Origin of the sequence: Phytopseudomonas argentinensis (genome assembly GCF_900113905.1) — a bacterium.
Classification (GTDB): Bacteria; Pseudomonadota; Gammaproteobacteria; order Pseudomonadales; family Pseudomonadaceae; genus Aquipseudomonas; species Aquipseudomonas argentinensis.
On sequence record NZ_FORC01000001.1, the window covers coordinates 667,781 to 686,329 of the forward strand.

The following is an 18,549-nucleotide window of genomic DNA, read 5'->3' on the forward strand; positions in this document are numbered from 1 at the left end:
AAACGAAATCGCCATACCCACAAGAAGTATGACAACCGACAAGATAGCCAAGATTTTTGCTACGTCCAGCCGGGAAACTGAATCCCCCTGGGCGAGGTAGCAATCAGACAGGGATTCAGTCGTCCTCTGGCTCGTCCAGAGGCAGGCCGGCAGCGCGCTCGAGCAGCTCGGGGGACAGGCTCTTGCTGGCCCGCGCACCTAGCAGCTTGAGGTTTTCGGCGCGGCTGATCAGGTTGCCGCGGCCGTCGACCAGCTTGTTACGCGCACCTGAATAGGCCTTGTCGAGCTGCTGCAGGCGCATGCCCACCTCGTCCAGATCCTGGATGAAGGCCACGAACTTGTCGTACAGCGCCCCTGCCCGCTCGGCAATTTCCCGGGCGTTCTGGCTTTGTCGTTCCTGACGCCAGAGGCTGTCGATCACCCGCAGGGTGGCCAGCAGCGTGGTTGGGCTGACGATCACGATATGCTGGTCGAAGGCCTCCTGGAACAACCCGGGATCGGCCTGCAGCGCGGCTGCGAACGCCGCTTCGATCGGCACGAAGAGCAGCACGAAATCCAGGCTGTGCAGCCCGTCTAGGTGCTGATAATCCTTGAGCGACAGGCCCTTGAGGTGACTGCGCAGGGACAGAACATGCTGCTTCAGGGCCAGCTGACGCGTGGGCTCGTCGGTGGCCGCCACGCACTGCTGGTAGGCGGTCAGGCTGACCTTGGCATCGACCACCACCTGCTTGTCGCCCGGCAGCTGGATCAGCACGTCCGGCTGGAAGCGCTCGCCTTCGGCGCTCTTCAGGCTGACCTGGGTGTGGTACTCGCGCCCCTTCTGCAGGCCGGCGTGTTCGAGCACCCGTTCGAGCACCAGTTCGCCCCAGTTGCCCTGGGTCTTCTGGCCCTTGAGCGCCTGGGTCAGGTTCATCGCCTCCTCGCTCAGGCGCTGGTTGAGGCCCTGCAGGCGCTCCAGCTCCTTGCCCAGGGAGAACCGCTCGCGCGCCTCCTGCTGGTAGCTTTCCTCGACGCGCTTCTCGAACGACTGGATGCGCTCCTTGAGCGGGTCGAGCAACTGGCCGAGGCGCTGCTGGCTGGTTTCCGAGAAGCGCTGCTCACGCTCGTCGAAGATCTTGCCGGCCAGCTCGGCGAACTGCGCGCGCAGGGCATCGCGGGCGCCCTGCAAGTCTTCTAGGCGCTGCTGATGATTTTCCTGCTGCTCATGCAACTCGGCGGCCAGCCCGGCCCGCTCGGCAGCCAGACGGCGCAATTCGGTCTCCTGGCGCTCGCGCAGCACCTGGGCACCCTCGAGCTGCTCGCGGGCCAGCTGCAGGTCGTTCTGCAGCAGGTGGGTTTCCCGGCGCAGGGCCGCCAGCTCGGCCTGCTGATCGGCCTTGATCTCGAGAATCTCGGCCAGCTCGTCGCGGCAATTGTCCAGCTGTGCACTGAGGCCGGCCTGGGCCAGCTGCGCCGCGTTCATGCGCTCCTGGGCCAGCCCGGCCTGCAGGCGCAGCTCCTCGGCCTGGCGTGATGCGGCCACCATGCGCAGCCATAAAGGGACGGCAGCCAGCAGCGCACCGGCCAGAAAAGCCGGCAACAGGGTCAGCAGATCGAAAGGCATAAAGGCATCCAGGCAAGACTGCCGGGCAGTATAACCGCGCGAGTTAGAGGCGCTTCAACAACACTCGGGCCTCTTCGTGCCCCTGCAGCGCTGCCAGCTCCAGCCAGTGCCTGGCCTGCTCGGGCTCAAGGGTGCGCGGCTGACAATACAGACGCCCCAACTCCAGTTGCGCATGGCCGTCGCCGGCCCGCGCCGCCTGGCGCAGCAGCTCGACACCGATGCGCCGGTCGCGGGTGTTGCCGCAGTCGCGACAGAGCATCTGGCCAAGGCGGCTCTGGGCCTGCACCACACCCTGACGCGCCGGCTGCTTGAGCAGGCGACCGGCAAAGCGTTTCACGCTGGGTGTATCGCCCAGCCGCGGACGGTCCAGCAGCCAGGTGGCGACACGTACCGGAACCTGAGCACGTACGGGAAGATCATGAAGCTCGCAACGGGGTAAAGCGCGGGGCATAGGGATAAAACGGGGCTTTTGAACAGGCGCGCCACTCTACTCTTTTTTACCCACAGGTAAAGCCCGGCCCGTCCCAGAGCGGCCGCGTGTGACAATCCACAGAAGCTGTGGATAACTTTGTGGGTATGGTGGGCGAAATACCTCCTAACACTGATGGTATGGGGCTCCCGCTCAAACTGCTCATTTTTTCACCACATCAAAAAAGTCTATATTTTTCATAAACTTATATTTGTGCCTACGCTATTGCCGAGCGTTTGACAAGAGGCAATATGCGGCTTGACAAGCCGCCTCGCGATTGTGCACAAGTCTCGCGACAGGGCCGCCGATGTGCCCCTTTTCAGGGCCAAAACAGGCTTGACATCGTGCCACGCCACGACGGACGGGGCGTGCAGACCCCGCACCATTTAATCTCGTGTCACGCATGTGCCATAAAAGTGTGAGCCACCGGGCAAGGCGCATAGGGTTTGGCATGCCCGAGCGCTTCGGTTACCGTCAGCCATTCATCCATCGCTGGATCCTCGCCCATGCTCAGCCGCCGCATCTGGCTGCGACTGTCCGTCACACTCGCACTATTGCTGATGCTGGTGGTCGCCGTTTATCTGGGTGGCCGCTACCTGTTGCAGCGCAGCGGCGTCGAAACCCTCGACTGGCGCGGCGCCTCACTCTCGAGTGCGGGCCTGCGTCTCGACAGCCTGGTGCTGCGCCAACGCAGCGATGCCGGCGTCCTGGATCTGCAGGGTGCGGACGTCGACCTGGCCTGGCGCGACTTCGCTTTCAGTCTGCCGTTCTGGCGGCATATGGATATCGACCGTTTGTCGGTCGCGTGGCAGCCGACCCCAAAAGACGATCACGCCTCCCCATTGCCGAGCGACCTGGATCTGCAACAACTGGCGGCGCCGCTGGCGCTGATGCCGCGCAGCCTGACGATCGCGCACCTCGACGCTTCCCTGCCTTGCGCCCGCGGGCAATGCCGTGCCACCGGCAGCCTGGATCTGCAGCGCAGCGAGGATGAGCGCATTGCGCTGCGCCTGAACCTCGATCACCAGGAGCACCTGGTGAGTGCAGCACTCGCGCTGGCGCCCGGCCACGACGCTCTCGACCTGACGCTGACCCTGGCGGTGGATCAACAGCCCCAGGCGAGCCTCACCAGCCACTTGCAACAACGCGGCGATGGCCTGAGCTGGGCCGGCCAGCTCGACGCCAATGCCCTTAACCAGGCCGCGATCCTGCAGAGCTGGCTGAGTGACTGGGCTGTGGCGGAAGGCACCCGGTGGCCGGCAGCCCCAGGCGATGCCAGCCTGGAAGCTACCTGGCAACTGAGCCTGCCGCGCCGCGAACTGGCGGTGGACAACCTGCTGGCGGCGCGTGGCCAGCTCGATGTGCAAGGCAACCTGCCAGAGCCCTGGCCGGTTCCCGGTGTAGGCCTGCTTCGGGGGCAACTGGCCCTGGCGGCCCACAATGAAGGCCAAGGGTGGATCGCCCGCCACGTCGAGGCCGACCTGCACTTTAGCGAACCCCACCCGCAGTGGCTGGCGGCGCTACCCGCGCAGCTGCGCAGCGAGTCCCTGCACCTGCAGGTGCAGGCGGATACACCATTGGCCGACCTGCGCCCTGATTTGGCCGCACGCAGCCTGCCCCTGCGGGTCACGGCTGCGCTGCGCGGCGCTACCCGTCTGGACCTGCAGGGCCGCCTGGCGGTGGCGAGTTCGCCGCCCTGGGCGGTGCAGTTCGCCGACCTGGGCCTGACCACCCACACGCCCAGGCTGAACCAGGCCGGCTGGCAGGCCGCCGAGCTGAGCAGCGACCTCAGGCTGGCCGGCCATGCCGATGGCAATGCAATCGAGCTCAGTTTCGGTCAAGGCTCTCAGCTGCGGGCGGCTGGCCTCAAAGGCGTCGAGCTGAGCGCGCAGGCGGTGCAGCTCGGTATTGCCGGCAGCACCCTGAGGCTGGCGCTGCAGGATGGCGAACCGCATGGCTGGCAGTTCCAGGGGCCGCTGAACCTGAGCACCACACGCTTGCAGCAGGCCAATCTCAAGCCCCAGGGCTGGCGTTTGCAGGGCCGGGTGGTTGCCGCCGACATGGCCGGCACCCTGCTCGGCAAGCTCAGTAACGACAGCGCGCTGCAATTGGACCTGGATGCGGGCCTGGACGCCCGACAGAACCTGCAGCTCAAGGCGACCCTTGGCGAGCTGTTCCTGCGCTCCGGCAACCCGCTGGCCAAGACCCTAGTGCAGTGGCCGGAGCTGCTCGACCTCAACAACGGCCGCCTGAATGCCAGTGCCAACCTGGCGCTGGCCGCCGGCAGCAGCGCACCGAGCCTCGACCTGAACCTGACCGGCAAGGGCCTGGGTGGCATCTACGACCGCACGGAACTCAGCGGCGTGGACACCCTCTTGCAGTTCCAGCTGGCGCGCCAGCGCTTCGAGCTGTATGTCCAGCAGCTGAAGATCCAGCAGGCCAACCCCGGCCTGCCGATCGGCCCGCTGGAAGCGCGCGTACGCTACGCTGCGCCCCTGGCCAGCGCCGGCCAGGGGCAACTGGAGGTGAATCTGGCGCGCACCGCCCTGATGGGTGCCCAGGTCACCCTCACCCCGGGGCAATGGAATCTGGCCGCCGGTAATCAACGGTTTCCAATCCAGATCCGCGGCCTGGAACTCCAGCAGTTGTTTGCCCTCTACCCGGCCGAAGGCCTGGCCGGCAGCGGCACCCTGGACGGCGACCTGCCAGTGGACCTGGGCCAGCACGGCGTGGCGATCGAAAACGGTCATATCGCCGCCCGCCAACCCGGCGGCTACCTGCAGTTCAGCTCGGAGCGGATCAAGGCCCTGGGTCGCAGCAACCCGGCGATGCAGCTGGTAACCCAGTCCCTGGAGGACTTCAGGTTCACCACCCTGAACAGCTCGGTCGACTATGATCAGCACGGCACACTGACCCTGGGGATGCGCCTGGAAGGCCAGAACCCGGCCATCGAAAACGGCCGGCCGATTCATTTCAACATCAACCTGGAGGAAGACATCCCCAACCTGCTCGCCAGCCTGCAGCTGACCGACCGGGTCAACGACATCATCACGCGGCGCGTGCAGCAGCGAATGCTGCAGCGCAATACCGCACCCAAGGAGCCTTGACGAGGAGAAGCGCCATGCGCTTGCGTAGTTGCATCACCGCCCTGCTGCTGGGGCTACTGACCACAGCCTGTACCCCCACGGTACAACTGGCGATGCCCAACGAGCCGATCAACATCAACCTGAATGTGAAGATCGAGCACGAGATCTATATCAAGGTGGATAAGGCGCTGGACAGCATGTTCAGTGAATCCAGCGGACTGTTCTGAGGAGCCACGCATGAACCTGATCAAACCCTTCGCCGGCCTGTTGCTGCTGTTCAGCCTGAGCCTGCCGGCCCATGCCCTGAGCCTCAACGAGGCGATGTCCGCCCTGGGCGATGCCAAGGCCAGCGGCCAGCTCGGTGAAATGCCCAATGGCTACCTGGGCGTGGTGAAGTCCGGCGGCCAGGCCGAGGAAATCGCCAAGCAGATCAACGCCGCCCGCCGTGCCGAGTACCAGAAACTGGCCCAGCAGAACGGCATCCAGCTCAGCGACGTGGAAACCATTGCCGGTCAGAAGGCCCTCGACAAGACCCCGCCTGGCCAGTACATCCAGTTGCAGGGCCAGTGGCGCCGCAAGTGACTGCCAGCAACGCCCGCAGGCTCCCTGCTGGCGTTGCCTGACCGCCCCCGCCAACACCGCCGGACCCCTCGCCAGCGCTGCCCCGCGCTGCACGCCGTTGCCAGGCGCGCCTGAGGCTTCGTCCAACCGTACAGCCTGCACCCCATCCAGCCCGGCACCAATCGGCGGCGTCTCGATCAGGCCTTGCCAGTGCTGCCCAGCCTGGCATCCCCAAGGGCACGGCCGCCTGCGGATGCCATTTCGGTGCTGGCCTGACGGCTGACAATTTCCTTCAATACCGCTCGCCCACACGGCGGCAGACTGCCGGGCATCTTCTCTCGACAAGCGATGCCCGCCATGCAGCAGTTTCTGATCATTGCCGCCGCCCACTTCCTGGCGCTGATTTCCCCCGGCCCGGATTTCTTCCTGGTCGCCCGCACCTCCCTGGCGGCGGGTTGGCGAGTCGCCAGCGGCGCCTGCCTGGGCATCGCCCTGGCCAACGGGGTGTTTATCGTCGCAGCGTTTACCGGGGTGTCGGTGCTGCAGCCAGGCAGCTGGCCGTTCATCACCCTGCAACTGGTCGGCTGCCTGTACCTGCTGTACCTGGGCGTACTGTTCATTCGCCATGCCGGCAGCAGTGTGCTGCAAACCCCGGGCGAGGCGGCGCCAGGCGCGCGCGCCTCCTGGCTGCAGGCAGCCGGCATGGGATTTCTGTCCGGCATCCTCAACCCCAAGAACGCACTGTTCTACGTCAGCCTGGCGAGCATGCTCGGCGCCCAGAGCAGCGCCGGCTGGAAGGCGTTCTATGGCCTCTGGATGTTTGCCGTGGTGCTCGGCTGGGACCTGCTGGTGGCGCTGGCCATCGGCAACGGTCGCCTGCTGGGCGGCTTCCAGCGCGCCCTGCCGCTGCTTGAGCGGCTCTCGGGCCTGGTGCTGATCACCCTGGCGGCAGCCATGCTGGTCATGTTGCTGGCGAGCTGAGGATCAGCGTCCTTCGCCGTTCAATGCCCGGTACAGGCTGGCGCGCGGCGGCTTGCCGAGCAGATGGCGGATGGCCCGATAGCACGCCAGGCTGCCCAGGCCGGCGAAGCCGATCACCAGGCACATGGGCCGCGCCGTGCCATCGGCCAATACGCTGACCAGCCAGCTGAACAGCGCCCCGCAGGCGAATTGCAGGGAGATAGCCAGGCCCACGGCAGCCCCGGCATTGCCGGGAAACAGGCCCATCAGGCTGGCGATGCAGTTGGAGCCGATCATGCCGCTGATGCCCATGAACAGCAGCACGCCGCCGGTGATGGAAAACGGCTGCCCCCAGCCCGTCAGACCGATGACGATCAACAGTGCCCCGGCACAGGCGGCGACAAGGCTGCCGAAACCGAGCATCTGCAAGGGGCCGACACGGCGAACCAGGCGGGCATTGATGACGGTCGCCAGGATGATGCCGCCGATGTTCAGCCCGAACAGCAGGCTGAAGGACCGCGGCGAAAAGCCGAAGTGGTGGATGAACAGAAACGGCGAGGCGGTGATGAAGGCGAACATGCCGCCCACCGACAGGCCCATGGCAAGGATGTAGCAAAGCGCCAAGGGGTCGCGCAGCACGGTGCCGTAATGGCGAAACGAGGCCAGTACCGAGCGGGTGCGTGCCTCAGCCGGCAAGCTCTCCTGCAGGGCTATCGCGACCGCCACCAGGCAGCCGGTGCCGAGCAGCGACAGCATGACGAAGATGATGCGCCAGCTGCCGAGCAGCACCAGATAAGTGCCCAGGATAGGCGCCAGCAGCGTGGCGACCATGGCGATCACATGCATCAGCGACAGCACCCGCGCCGCCTCGCTCAGCGGATACAGATCACGCACCACGGTCCTAGCCAGCACCAGCGCTCCGGCGCCGCCGACCGCCTGCAGGAAGCGCAGCACGATCAGTTGCTCGACGCTCGCCACCCAGATGCAGCCCACCGACGCGACGATGTACAGCACCAGGCTGCCCAGCAGCAGCCGGCGCCGCCCGTAGCGATCCGACAGCGGCCCGTACAGCAGCATGCCCGAACACAGCCCGGCGAGGAACACGCCGATGGTCAGTTGCACCTGGGCATCCCGGGTGCCGAGTTCCCGAGCGATATCCGGCAGGCTCGGCAGGTAGGTGTCGATGGACAACGGTGAAAAGGCGGCGAGCGTGGCCAGCAGCCACACGAGCCAGCGTGGCCGGGTTTGCGAAGGCATTCGAACGATCTCGGTGGGCGAAAAGGGGTCGGTCAGCCGGCTGCCCGGCGGGTTTCGGACGGGTACTCGCCAAACAGGCCGCGGTAATTGCGCGAGAAGTGGCTCAGGTGATAGAAGCCCATCTGCGCCGCCGCTTCGCCCACCCCACAGGCCCCGGTCGTGGTGCTGGCCAGGCGTCGGCGCACCGCGTTGAGGCGCAGGTTGCGCAGGTATTCCACCGGCGGAATGCCGGCCACCACCTGAAAGCTGTTCTGCAGGGTTCGGCGGCTGACGCGCAGGCGCTCGCACAGGTCCAGTACGCTCAGTGGCTCATCGACGCAGTCGAGGGCCAGCTCCTGGCTCTTCTTCACCAGGTAGGAGCTGACCGCCAGGTTGCCATGGCGCCCGCGGCATTCGCTCCGGGCACTGCCAAACAGATCCAGCAGCGCGTCGATCAGCCCATCCTCGAGCAGCCGCTCGGCGGCCGTGCTGATTCCAGCAGAGGCTTGCAGCAGGTGCTGGAACATCGGATACACCTGTTGCTGGAAGCGTTTGAGCGCGGCGTCCGGTACGTCGATCTGCGAGGCGCTCTTGAGCAGGTCGAGCTGCTGCTGAGGCAGTTCCAGGGCCGCAAGCCTGGCAAAGCGCACGGTGTCCACCGTCACGGCGAAGAAGTGCGTGCCCTCCGGGGCGTGCAGCAGGAACTCCTCGCCGTCACGCAACAGCACCACGCTATGGGCACCCACCTCGTGTTTCTGCACCACTGGCGCGCAGGCCGAGCTGAGCACCAGGGCCAGGCACAGACGCCCCTTGGGGGCGTGGCCGTGCTGCACCACACGCTTGTCGAGCACTTCCTGGAAGATCTGGAAGCGCTCGGACGAGACTTGCTGCAACTGCGTGCTCAGGCTGCCACGGCCGAGCTGGTCGTATACCTGGCGCCAGCCGAGAATCGAGCCGGCGTGCTGTTGTGGGTCGTTGAACGATCGGACTTCTGCAAACATGATGGCTGCACTCCACGGCTTGTCTGTAACGCTTCGCCACACGCGGCTCTGGCGGTGAAAGGCGCTGTAGCGAAACGCGCGCTTCCCCCTTCCCGGCCGCCTTTGTTTTTTTTGTACACCGCTCAAATCAGGCTATATGCCACTACAGCGACTCTGATCCCTGACTCGCCTGAAACTGCAAAGCCAACTCCATGCCAAGCATGCTCAGCCGATAGCATCCCGGCTCGATGGCGACCGGCGGCAGCAGGGCGCCCGACAGGATCACCTGCCCGGCAGCCAGCCGATGCCCGTCGGCCAGCAGCCGGCGGATCAGCCAGCAGGCGTTGCTCAGCGGCGACTCCTCGCCCGGGCTGCTGACCCCGCCGCCCAGCGCATGGCCGTCATGCATCAGGCGATACTCCACCTGGGCATGACGGCGCGCATCGAAGGGTTGCCCGGCGGACAGGCAATAGGCTGCAGCAGCCGAGTTATCGGCCACGAAGGCACCCGCCTCGAAGCTCCAGCCTTGCCAGCGGCAATCGGCGATCTCGAAGGCGGCGGCCACCTCGCCGATGGCCGCGAGCAACTCCTCATCGCTGTAGAAACCGGGATTGAGATCCTGGCCCATTACCACTGCCAGTTCGATTTCCAGCTTGGGTTGGATCAACCCGGCCAGGTCGACCGTCTGGCCCTCGGCAACCGCCATGGCGTCGGTCAGCGCGCCATACACCGGCTCGCTGAGGCCAAAGCGGCGCTGCGCTGCGGTACCGGCGAAGGCCACCTTCCAGCCGCTCAGGCGCTCATGGCGCGCCTCGCGCACCAGCACGCCGAGGCGCTGCAGCTCATAGCCCGCAGCCAGGCCCAGGCCGTCGCCCTGCTCCCTGGGCAATGCCACGCGCTCGCGCTCGGCCTGCAACAGGCGCTGGGCCAGATTGGCCTGGCTCATGACAACTGCCCCTGCAACTTGGCCAGCACGCTTTCCAGGCGCTCGGGCGTGGTGATCGCGGCGACGAAACGGTCCGGCCGCACGATCACCACGCAGTCACGCACCTTGGCAAACCAGTTGCCGAGCTTGTTATCGACGTCTTCCACGCTGATCACCCCGTCAGCACTGAGCGGCTGGTTACGGCTGCCACTGCGCGACCGGTTGACCTGGATGAACCGGGTGTTCCAGCGCGCCCAGTAGGCCTTGGTCGCATCGCTGAGCTCGGCCGTCGGGTTGACCCGGTAACCGAGTACCGCATAGGAATCGCCAAGCACCTCGTCGAGTCGGCGCTTGTTGCGCTCGGCATCTTCGACACAGGGCTGCACGAACAGCTGGCCGACCAGATCGCCTTCGCGCAGCTCTTCGCGCTCGTGGTAGACCAGCCCCTTGATGATGGTGGCCTTGGGTTTGAACTTGAACTCCAGAAGGTGCGAGCGCAGGTTGTCGACGGTATTCACTGCCTGGAACAGCCAGTCGCGCACGCCCGCCATCAGCGGGTTGGTCAGGCCCAGCACGGCGCCCATGTTGTCGGCCAGGCCGATCAGATCGGTGGCGTGGCCACGGCGCTCGATGTCGTAGCTGGCGATGATCTCTGGCGCGGCGCGGCCCTTGAGCACGGCGACCAGTTTCCAGGCCAGGTTGGCGACGTCACGCAGCCCTGAGTTCAGGCCCTGGCCTGCCCAGGGCGGTGAGATGTGCGCGGCGTCGCCGACCAGTGCCACCCGCCCTTCGACGAAGCGTGCCGCCACCCGTGAGTTGTGGGTGTAGGCGCGGATGCGCACGATCTCCAGCGCGTCCACCGCATCGCCGATATGCCCGCGAATCAGTCTGCGAATGGTGGCTTCCTCGCACATCTTCGCCTCGTCCTCGCCCTCCTTGAGCATGAACTCCCAACGGCGCTGGCGGTACGGCAGGTAGATGCACACGAACGGCCGCTCGGGGTCGGCATGCAGCGCGGTGTAAGGGGCGTCGAGGGAGTCGTTGGTGACATCGACCACCACCCACTTGCGCGGATGGGTCATGCCCAGCAATTCGATACCGAGCTTCTTGCGCACGCAGGAACGCCCGCCGTCGGCGCCGACCACGTATTGCGCGTGCAGCTCGTAGGGTTCGCCATCGGCGCCCTTGACCTGCAGGGTCACGCCCTCCTCGTTCTGGCTGAGGTCGAGCATCTCGTGGCCCAGGCGCAGGTCGACGCTGGTGTGGCGCGGCAGCGCTTCACGCAGGGTGCCTTCGAGCAGCTGCTGCATGAAGATGTTGCGCATCGGCCAGCCATACTCGGCGACCGTCGGTTTGACCTCGGCGAAGCACACGCCACGGGCGTTGTAGTAGCGCAGCGGCACGTCGCAGATCATGTCGCGGATGGCGATGTCGGCGATGCCGATGCCCTGCAGCACACGCAGCGCCTCATCATCCATGCCCACCGCACGCGGGTACGGGAGGATGCCCTCGGCCAACTCCAGCACCACGCACTCGATGCCGTGATGGCCCATGTAGTGGGCCATGGCGATACCATTCGGGCCGCCGCCGACGATGACTACCTGAGTCGTCTCGCGTTTCATGCTTTCACCTGTTTCTTGTAGGTTTCGGTGTAGATCGGGCTAGGCGCGATGCGCCCGCAGGTAGTCGCCGACGACCTGGTTGAACAGCGCACTCTGGTCGTCATGCACGTAGTGGCTGGCGTCGGCGATCACGGTCGTCTCGATGTTGCGGTTGGCGTTTTCCAGCGCGCCGAGGGTTTGCAGGGGCAGGAAGTCCGAGCGCCCACCGCGAATGAACAGCGTCGGGCAGTCCAGTGCATGCACCGCCGGCCACAGATCGGTCGGGGTGATGCTCAGGCGCGCCTCGGCAATGCCCTGCTGGTCATGGCGCCAGGTGATGCCCTGTTCGGTTTGCTTCATCGAATGGGCCAGCCGCGAGGCCAGGCCCTCAGCCGACAGGCCTGGGCGCGAGCGCTGCCAGAAGGCACGCGCGTGCTCCCAGTCCGGAAAGTACAGCGGTGTTTCCTGCATCTCGCGGCGGATGCGCGCCGCCCCATCGCCCATGCTCGACGAGCCCGGGCCGATGTCCTCGACCACCAGGGCCGACAGCCGCCCGGGATGCTGGCGGGCGTACTCCAGGGCATTGGCGCCGCCCAGGGAATGACCGACCAGCATGAAGCGTCCGAGATGCAGGTACTCGACCAGGTCTTCCAGGTCGCGCACATAGTGCTCGGTGCGGTAGGTGCGGCTGTCGGCCCAGTCACTCAGCCCGCGTCCGCGTTGGTCGAGGGCATAGCAGCAGAACTCGTCGCCCAGGGACTCGGCCAGCGACTGCCAGGTCTGCGCATAGGCGCGCAGGCCGTGCAGCAGGATCACCGGCGTGGCGTCCAGCTGGCCCCACTGCAGAAAATGCAGCGGCAGCATCGAGCGGTTATGGAAAAAGTGACTGGTGGACATGGCGGTTCTCCGGCCAGCGTGGCGTGATCAGGTCAGACCGTTATCGCCCTTGATGGCGTCGGCGGTCAGGCCGCCCAGACGGGCATGCAGGCGCCCGCGGGTGGCAAAGGCCCAGATGATGATCACTTCGTCCGGTGCCGGGCCGTCACCAAAGGAGGCCGACACGGTGTCGTAGTGCGAGCGCACGTAGAGGGCATCCTTGTGGGCCAGCGGAATGTCGATGGTCACCCCCGGCGCGCCGCGCTTGCCGGTCGACGGCACCCACGATTTGCCACCACCCAGGGCGACGCGGATCGGGTCGGCGGCCGGGTTGGTCAGGAAGGCGTTGCCGTGCTCGTACTCGCTGGCGCTACCCACCAGGCAGGCCTTGCCGTAGCTGATCACGGTGCGGCCGGCAACCAGTTCGTTGATACGTCGGCCGAATTCCTGGCCCAGCAGCGGCGAATCGTTGATCAGCTCATCGAGGCTCTCGCTGAAGCGCCCGGCATAGGGGTTGTGGATGGCCGCGGCGATCACGTACTTGAACAGCGGCTCGCCATCGGCCAGTTTGCCGGTTTCGTTGGCATGGGTTTCCTCGGTGAAGCTGTACCACTTGCGGATGTGGTAGCTGGCGAAATTCTTGGCTTTCATCTGCATGTTCCTTGCTCAGAGGGGGTCGACGGTGAAGTTGCGGCTCGGTGCCCCGGCCGCCTTGAAACGCGCCTTGGCCAGCGCGTCGTCGTGTTCGGTTTCGAAGAAGAATTCCAGGCGGTTGCCGTCCGGGTCGTGGAAGTACAGGCCGTTGCCGATCTCGTGGTCGGTGATCTTGACGATCTCCACGCCCTTGCTCAGCAACATGCCGTACAGCTCGCGCAGGGTGGTCATGTCTCCGGCCACTTCCAGCCCGTAGTGCTGCAGGCCCAGGCCGCCCTGATGGGCACCGGGCTCGGCCTTGATCAGCGCGATGTCGTGGTGCTTGCTGCCGAACGCCATCATCACCCAGGCCTCGCCGCGGGCACTTTCATGCATGCCCAGCACATCGGCGTACCAGAGCGCCGAGGCGTCCGGGTCGGTGACGAACAGCGAAATATGGGTGCGCAGGATGTCGATCTTCATCGCGTGGCCCTCACTTCTTGATGACGGACGTGTGCCCGGCCTTGATCTGCGCCACCGCAGGCGTCCACAGCACGTCGGCGATCTCGCTGAATTCGCGCCACTGCTTCTGCCAGCCGTTGCCGCCGTTCACCGAGGTGAACAGGTGGCCGTACTTGGTGCCGGCGACGATCTGCAGCGGGTTGGCCGGGTTGAAGGCGATGGCCCAGACGCAGGAGTTGGGCTGCTGCGAAAGCGGCAGCACTTCCCAGGTGGCGGCCGCGTCGCGGGAGACCAGCACCTTGCTGGTGGTGCCCGGGGTGCCATCGGAAATGCTCAGGTACAGGGTGTCTTCGCTGCCCACCGGTGCATTGAGCACGCGCACGTAATACAGGCCAAAGGCTTCGGCGCCGATGATCCCGGTCCAGGTCGCGCCCTCGTCGAAGCTGCGATACACGGCGTTGACGCAGACCACCACGATGACCTTCTTGCCGTGGTTGGGCAGCACCACGATGTTGTGCACATCGGAGTTGTAGTCCCACAGCAGGCGGTCATCGAGGCGGGTGAAGGTTTCGCCGCCATCGCGGCTATGGAACAGGCCGCCCTCTTCCAGGCCGAACCACACCTGGTTGCGGTCGGTCGGGTCGTAGGCGAAGGCCAGCAGGCGTGGCTTGCTGACGCCCTCGCAGAACTCGGGAATCTCCACCGGCACGCGGTACCAGCTGGCGCCGGCATCCAGGGTGCGCCACAGCACGGCCCGCGATGGCGCGCCGGTGCCGACGAAGATGCGTTTGGCGTCCTTGGGGTCGACCGCCACCTTCCACACGGTTTCGCCGTTGAACGGCGAGTCGACGCGCGTCCACTTGCCGCCGGTGTCGTGACTCACGCAGAGGCCGACATCGGTGCCGGCGTAGATCACTTCCGGCGCTTGCGGGCTGACGCTCAGCGAGCGGGTGATGGCGTCGAACTCGATGTCCTGGCCAAGGCCCAGGCGATGCCAGGTCTTGCCGTCATCGGCGCTGCGGATCACCGCCTGGCCGACGGTGGCCACCAACAGGGTTCCGTTGCTCATGATTGCCTCCTCAGATGAAGATGCCGCGGGTCAGGCCGCCATCGATACCGATGGATTCACCGGTAACGGCGGCCGCTTTGGGGGATGCCAGGAAGCCGATCAACCAGCCCATTTCGATCGGCTGCAGGGTGCGGCGGATCGGCGTGGAGTCGATATAGGCCTGCTCGACCTGCTGCGGGGTCTTGCCCTGCTTGACGCCTTCACGCTCGTACAGCTCGTGGATGTGCGGGGTGTCGACCACGCCGGGGTGGATCAGGTTGACGGTGATGCCCGACGGGCCGAGCTGGTCGGACAGGGTCTTGGTCATGTGGCTGATGGCCAGGTTGCGCATGCCCGACAGCACCTTGCTGCCACGCCCGGTGAGGCCGCCGATGTTGATGATGCGACCGAAGCCGGCGGCCTTCATGTGCGGCGTCACCGCCTTGGCGCAGCGGAAGTAGCCGATCACCTTGGTGTTGAGGTCCGACAACAGCTCGTCATCGCCGGCGTGCTCGATGTCGTTGCGCACCACGCCGGATGGCGCGGCGGCGCCGTTGACCAGGATGTCGATACGGCCGAAGTGATCCTTGGCCTGCTGCACCATGGTCGACACGGCCTGCATGTCATTGGTGTCGCAGAACAGCGGCAGCACTTCATTGCCGGTTTGCGCGCTGATTTCCTCGGCGGCGGCGCGCAGGAACTCCATGCGGCGCGCACAGATGACCACCTTGCAGCCCTCTTCGGACAGGAAACGCGCGACTTCTTTGCCGATGCCCATGCCGCCGCCGGTAACGATGGCGACGCGGTCTTGCAGTTGCAGATCCATGATTGTTCCTCCTGTTAGCGTGTGGTCAGGCGAGATCGACGTAGACGCTTTTGGTCTCGGTGTAGGCGTCGATCACGTTCTTGCTCATTTCCCGGCCCCAGCCGGACTGCTTGTAGCCACCGAAGGGCGAGGCCGGGTCGACCACGTTCCAACAGTTGATCCATACCGAGCCGGCCTTGAGCTGCGCCGCCAGTCGATGCGCCGAGCGCAGGTCGCGGGTCCACAGGCCGGCGGCCAGGCCGTAAGGCGAGTCGTTGGCGCGCTGGGCGAGTTCGTCGACATCCGTCCAGCTCATCACGGTGAGCACCGGGCCGAAGATTTCCTCACGGGCCACGCAGGCCTGCTCGGCGCGGTCGAAGAACACCGTGGGTTCGATGAAGTGGCCTTGTTCCAGATGCGCCGGGCGTTTGCCGCCGCAGATCAGCTCGGCGCCGTCCTGCACGCCGCGCTGCAGGTAACCGCTCACGGTGCTCAGCTGGCGCTCGGAAACCAGCGGCCCGAGGGTGCTGCGGCTGTCCAGCCCGGAGCCGATGACGTGGGCGGCGGCGTGCTTGCGCAGCTCCTCGAGTACCTGGTCGAGCACCGATTCATGCACGTACAGGCGCGAGGCGGCGGTGCACACCTGGCCCTGGTTGTAGAAGATGCCGTCGGCAGCGCCCTTGGCAGCGCGCACGATGTCGGCGTCCGGCAGGATGATGTTCGGCGACTTGCCGCCCAGCTCCAGGGACACCTTCTTCATGTTGCTGGTAGCAGCCTGGGCGATCAGCCGGCCGACCTGGGTCGAGCCGGTGAAGGCGATCTTGTCGACATCGGCGTGCTGGGACAGCGGCGCACCGGTACGGGCGCCGAAACCGGTGAGCAGGTTGACCACGCCAGCGGGAAAGCCTGCCTCTTCGATCAGTTGCACCAGGCGCACGGCCACCAGCGGCGTCTGCTCGGCGGGCTTGAGCACCGCGGTGCAGCCGGTGGCCAGGGCCGGGCCGAGCTTCCACACGCACATGTTCAGCGGGAAATTCCACGGCACGATCAAGGCGCACACGCCCACCGGCTCGCGCAGGGTGTAGTTGAGCATCGGCGCGCCGCTGGCCGGCGATACCGGCAGCGTGCTGCCTTCGATCTTGGTCGGCCAGCCGGCGAAGTAGCGCACGATGTTGGCAGCAGCAGTGGCTTCACCACGGGCGGCGGCGATGGTCTTGCCGTTCTCCAGGGTGATCAGTTGCGCCAGCTCCTCGCGGTGGGCGTCGATCAGCTCGGCCAGGCGGAACAGCAGGTAGCCACGCCGGGCCGGGGTTTCCCAGCGCCACGGGCCTTCGAAGGCGGCACGGGCGGCGGCGACGGCAGCGTCGACATCGGCCTCCTCGCCCTCGGCGACTTCGCACAGCCTGGTGGCGGTGGCCGGGTTTTCGACGCCGAAGCGCTTGCCGCTGGCGGCGTCCACCCACTGGCCGCCGATGAGCAGGCGCTTGGGTGTGGCAAGAAACTCACGGACGGCGGGTAGCAGTTGAATCTCGCTCATGGCTCAGAGCTCCATTTCGATCAGGCAGGGCGCCGCACTGGCGATGGCACTCGCCAGGGCCTGACGCAGTTCGAGGTTGGTGCGCACGCTGCTGGCCGGTACGCCGTAGCCTTTGGCCAGGGCCTTCCAGTCCACCCGCGGGCGGTCCAGCTCGGTGAGGGCCAGAGCCTGCGGGCCGAAGTCGGTCACGCCGTAGCGGCGCAGCTCGTTCTGCAGGATCGCGTAGCGGTGGTTGGCGGCGATCAGGATGATCACCGGCAGCTGCTCGCGGGCGATGCTCCACAGCGTCTGGATGGTGTACTGGGCGCTGCCGTCCGATTGCAGGCAGAACACCGTGTTGCCGCGCTCGGCCAGGGCTGCACCGAAGCCGGCCGGAATGCCCTGGCCGATGGCGCCGCCAGTGTTGGTCAGCACCCGGTGGCGCGCCGCACCGGCCGAAGCGGTGAAGAACGGGTAGCCGCAGGTGCCGCCCTCGATGGACACGATGCAGTCGTGAGTCAGCGCCGCGGACAGCACCCGGCCGATGGATTGCGGCGACAGTGCGTCGTCCGCCGGCGGCATCTCGATGCCTTGTGCTGCAGGCACGTGAGCCGGCGCCTGCAGGGCATCGGCCACCGCACTGATGGCGCCGACCACATCGTCACCAACCTCGGCCAGCGACAACAGGCGGTCACGCTCGGCCAGGCGCGAGGCGATGCCTTCGTAGCCGAAGTAGCTGATCGGCTCCGGCACACCGGCGCACACCACCAGGTCGTACTGGTCGAGAATCTCGATGGCCACTTCCGGGAAGTACGGCAGGCGGTCGAGATCCGGCAGGCCGCCACCGCGATGGCTGACCCGCGGGAAGGTTTCGGCGAACAGGCGCACGCCCGGCAGCTGAGCCAGGCGGCCAGCTGCCTCCAGCCCCTGGGCCGACAGCCCGCTGTCGCCGACGATGAACACCAGGCGCTTGCCAGCCTTGAGGGCGGCCACCACCTGCTCGACCTTGTCACCGGCCAGGCGGCGAACCGGCGCCTGCAGTGGTGCGAAACGTGCGGCAGCAGCCGACACCGCATTGGCCTGCAGGTCCATCGGCAGGATCAGGCTGGCGATCTGCCCGCGCGGCTGCCAGGCGGCCTGCACGGCGCTCTGGAAATCCTCACCCACCCGCTCGGCGCTGCGCGAGGTGCGTACCCAACCGGATACCGCACCGGCCAGGGCTTCGATGTCGCTGGCCAGGGGTGGATCGTAGTTGACGTGCCACGAGGCGTGATCGCCAATCACGTTGACGATCGGCGTGTTGCCGCGACGGGCGTTGTGCAGATTTGCAATGCCGTTGGCAAAGCCCGGGCCGAGGTGGGTCAGGGTCATGGCCGGCTTGCCGGCGATGCGCCCGTAACCGTCGGCGGCGCCGGTACATACGCCCTCGAACAGCGACAGCACGGGTTTGAGCGTCAGCGCAGGGTGCTTTGCAATGGCCGCCACCAGGGGAATCTCGGTGGTTCCAGGGTTGGCAAAGCAGTATTCGACTCCGCTGGCGGCAGCGGCCTCGATCAGTAATTCGGCACCATTCATTCGTCTGGCCTCGCAGGCATCTTTTGTTTTGAGATTTATTCCATCAAACAAAAAACCCAACAAGTGATTTTTGTTGTTTTACTCAAAATACGAGACAAATGAGATTTTTAAGGGTAATTTGACAATCAAATATCAGACTGCGAGATTCTCTGCCCGCGCCTGCGCGTTTCGCGCACCTGGGCACACCGCTGTTCAGGGTGCTGAACGGATAGA

General features: G+C 65.9%; 17 protein-coding genes. 4 read left to right on the plus strand and 13 right to left on the minus strand.

Annotation, left to right across the window (positions count from 1 at the left end; genetic code table 11):
• Window positions 1-115: 115 nt before the first annotated feature.
• Together BM154_RS03085 and BM154_RS03090 are read right to left on the minus strand one after the other, a co-directional pair.
• Complete coding sequence (locus tag BM154_RS03085) at window positions 116-1,603, minus strand: DNA recombination protein RmuC (protein WP_074880868.1); 1,488 nt, start codon at window positions 1,601-1,603, stop codon at window positions 116-118.
• A gap of 43 nt (window positions 1,604-1,646) precedes the next feature.
• Complete coding sequence (locus BM154_RS03090; RefSeq protein ID WP_074880870.1) at window positions 1,647-2,054, minus strand: tetratricopeptide repeat protein; 408 nt, start codon at window positions 2,052-2,054, stop codon at window positions 1,647-1,649.
• Window positions 2,055-2,578: 524 nt separating this feature from the next.
• Between BM154_RS03090 and BM154_RS03095 the strand changes: the two genes are divergently transcribed.
• The 4 genes from BM154_RS03095 (at window position 2,579) to BM154_RS03110 (ending at window position 6,700) form a co-directional block, all read left to right on the plus strand.
• Entirely contained in the window at window positions 2,579-5,179 is a 2,601-nt protein-coding gene (locus BM154_RS03095) for an intermembrane phospholipid transport YdbH family protein (protein WP_074880872.1), read from the plus strand.
• Window positions 5,180-5,193: 14 nt separating this feature from the next.
• Entirely contained in the window at window positions 5,194-5,385 is a 192-nt protein-coding gene (locus tag BM154_RS03100; RefSeq protein WP_013792254.1) for a YnbE family lipoprotein, read from the plus strand.
• Between the two features lie 10 nt (window positions 5,386-5,395).
• Window positions 5,396-5,740, plus strand: a complete 345-nt coding sequence (locus tag BM154_RS03105) for a YdbL family probable chaperone protein (RefSeq protein ID WP_074880874.1) — start codon at window positions 5,396-5,398, stop codon at window positions 5,738-5,740.
• A 336-nt stretch (window positions 5,741-6,076) separates the two neighbouring features.
• Window positions 6,077-6,700, plus strand: coding sequence for a LysE family translocator (locus tag BM154_RS03110; protein WP_074880876.1), 624 nt, complete (start codon window positions 6,077-6,079; stop codon window positions 6,698-6,700).
• A 3-nt stretch (window positions 6,701-6,703) separates the two neighbouring features.
• Here the strand turns inward: BM154_RS03110 and BM154_RS03115 are convergent, their stop codons facing one another.
• The 11 genes from BM154_RS03115 to BM154_RS03165 form a co-directional block, all read right to left on the minus strand.
• Complete coding sequence (locus BM154_RS03115; RefSeq protein WP_074880878.1) at window positions 6,704-7,936, minus strand: Bcr/CflA family multidrug efflux MFS transporter; 1,233 nt, start codon at window positions 7,934-7,936, stop codon at window positions 6,704-6,706.
• Between the two features lie 32 nt (window positions 7,937-7,968).
• Window positions 7,969-8,916 (minus strand): helix-turn-helix domain-containing protein, encoded by a 948-nt coding sequence (locus tag BM154_RS03120; protein ID WP_074880879.1) that lies wholly within the window; start codon window positions 8,914-8,916, stop codon window positions 7,969-7,971.
• 142 nt (window positions 8,917-9,058) lie between these two features.
• The gene (locus BM154_RS03125) at window positions 9,059-9,841 is read right to left on the minus strand and encodes a 2-keto-4-pentenoate hydratase (protein ID WP_074880881.1); all 783 of its coding nucleotides are present in this window, start codon (window positions 9,839-9,841) and stop codon (window positions 9,059-9,061) included.
• The gene (locus BM154_RS03130) at window positions 9,838-11,442 is read right to left on the minus strand and encodes a bifunctional 3-(3-hydroxy-phenyl)propionate/3-hydroxycinnamic acid hydroxylase (RefSeq protein ID WP_074880883.1); all 1,605 of its coding nucleotides are present in this window, start codon (window positions 11,440-11,442) and stop codon (window positions 9,838-9,840) included. The genes BM154_RS03125 and BM154_RS03130 overlap by 4 nt, the downstream gene beginning before the upstream one ends.
• Before the next feature lie 39 nt (window positions 11,443-11,481).
• Entirely contained in the window at window positions 11,482-12,318 is an 837-nt protein-coding gene (locus BM154_RS03135; RefSeq protein WP_074880885.1) for an alpha/beta fold hydrolase, read from the minus strand.
• 27 nt (window positions 12,319-12,345) lie between these two features.
• Window positions 12,346-12,948, minus strand: coding sequence for an amino acid synthesis family protein (locus tag BM154_RS03140; protein ID WP_074880886.1), 603 nt, complete (start codon window positions 12,946-12,948; stop codon window positions 12,346-12,348).
• Between the two features lie 15 nt (window positions 12,949-12,963).
• Window positions 12,964-13,413, minus strand: a complete 450-nt coding sequence (locus BM154_RS03145; protein WP_027906094.1) for a VOC family protein — start codon at window positions 13,411-13,413, stop codon at window positions 12,964-12,966.
• A gap of 10 nt (window positions 13,414-13,423) precedes the next feature.
• On the minus strand, window positions 13,424-14,461 hold the full coding sequence (locus tag BM154_RS03150; protein WP_074880888.1) for a WD40/YVTN/BNR-like repeat-containing protein: 1,038 nt from the start codon (window positions 14,459-14,461) through the stop codon (window positions 13,424-13,426).
• A gap of 10 nt (window positions 14,462-14,471) precedes the next feature.
• On the minus strand, window positions 14,472-15,266 hold the full coding sequence (locus BM154_RS03155; RefSeq protein ID WP_074880889.1) for an SDR family NAD(P)-dependent oxidoreductase: 795 nt from the start codon (window positions 15,264-15,266) through the stop codon (window positions 14,472-14,474).
• Between the two features lie 25 nt (window positions 15,267-15,291).
• Complete coding sequence (locus tag BM154_RS03160) at window positions 15,292-16,782, minus strand: aldehyde dehydrogenase family protein (RefSeq protein WP_074880891.1); 1,491 nt, start codon at window positions 16,780-16,782, stop codon at window positions 15,292-15,294.
• 3 nt (window positions 16,783-16,785) lie between these two features.
• Entirely contained in the window at window positions 16,786-18,336 is a 1,551-nt protein-coding gene (locus BM154_RS03165; RefSeq protein ID WP_074880893.1) for an acetolactate synthase large subunit, read from the minus strand.
• Window positions 18,337-18,549: the final 213 nt, after the last annotated feature.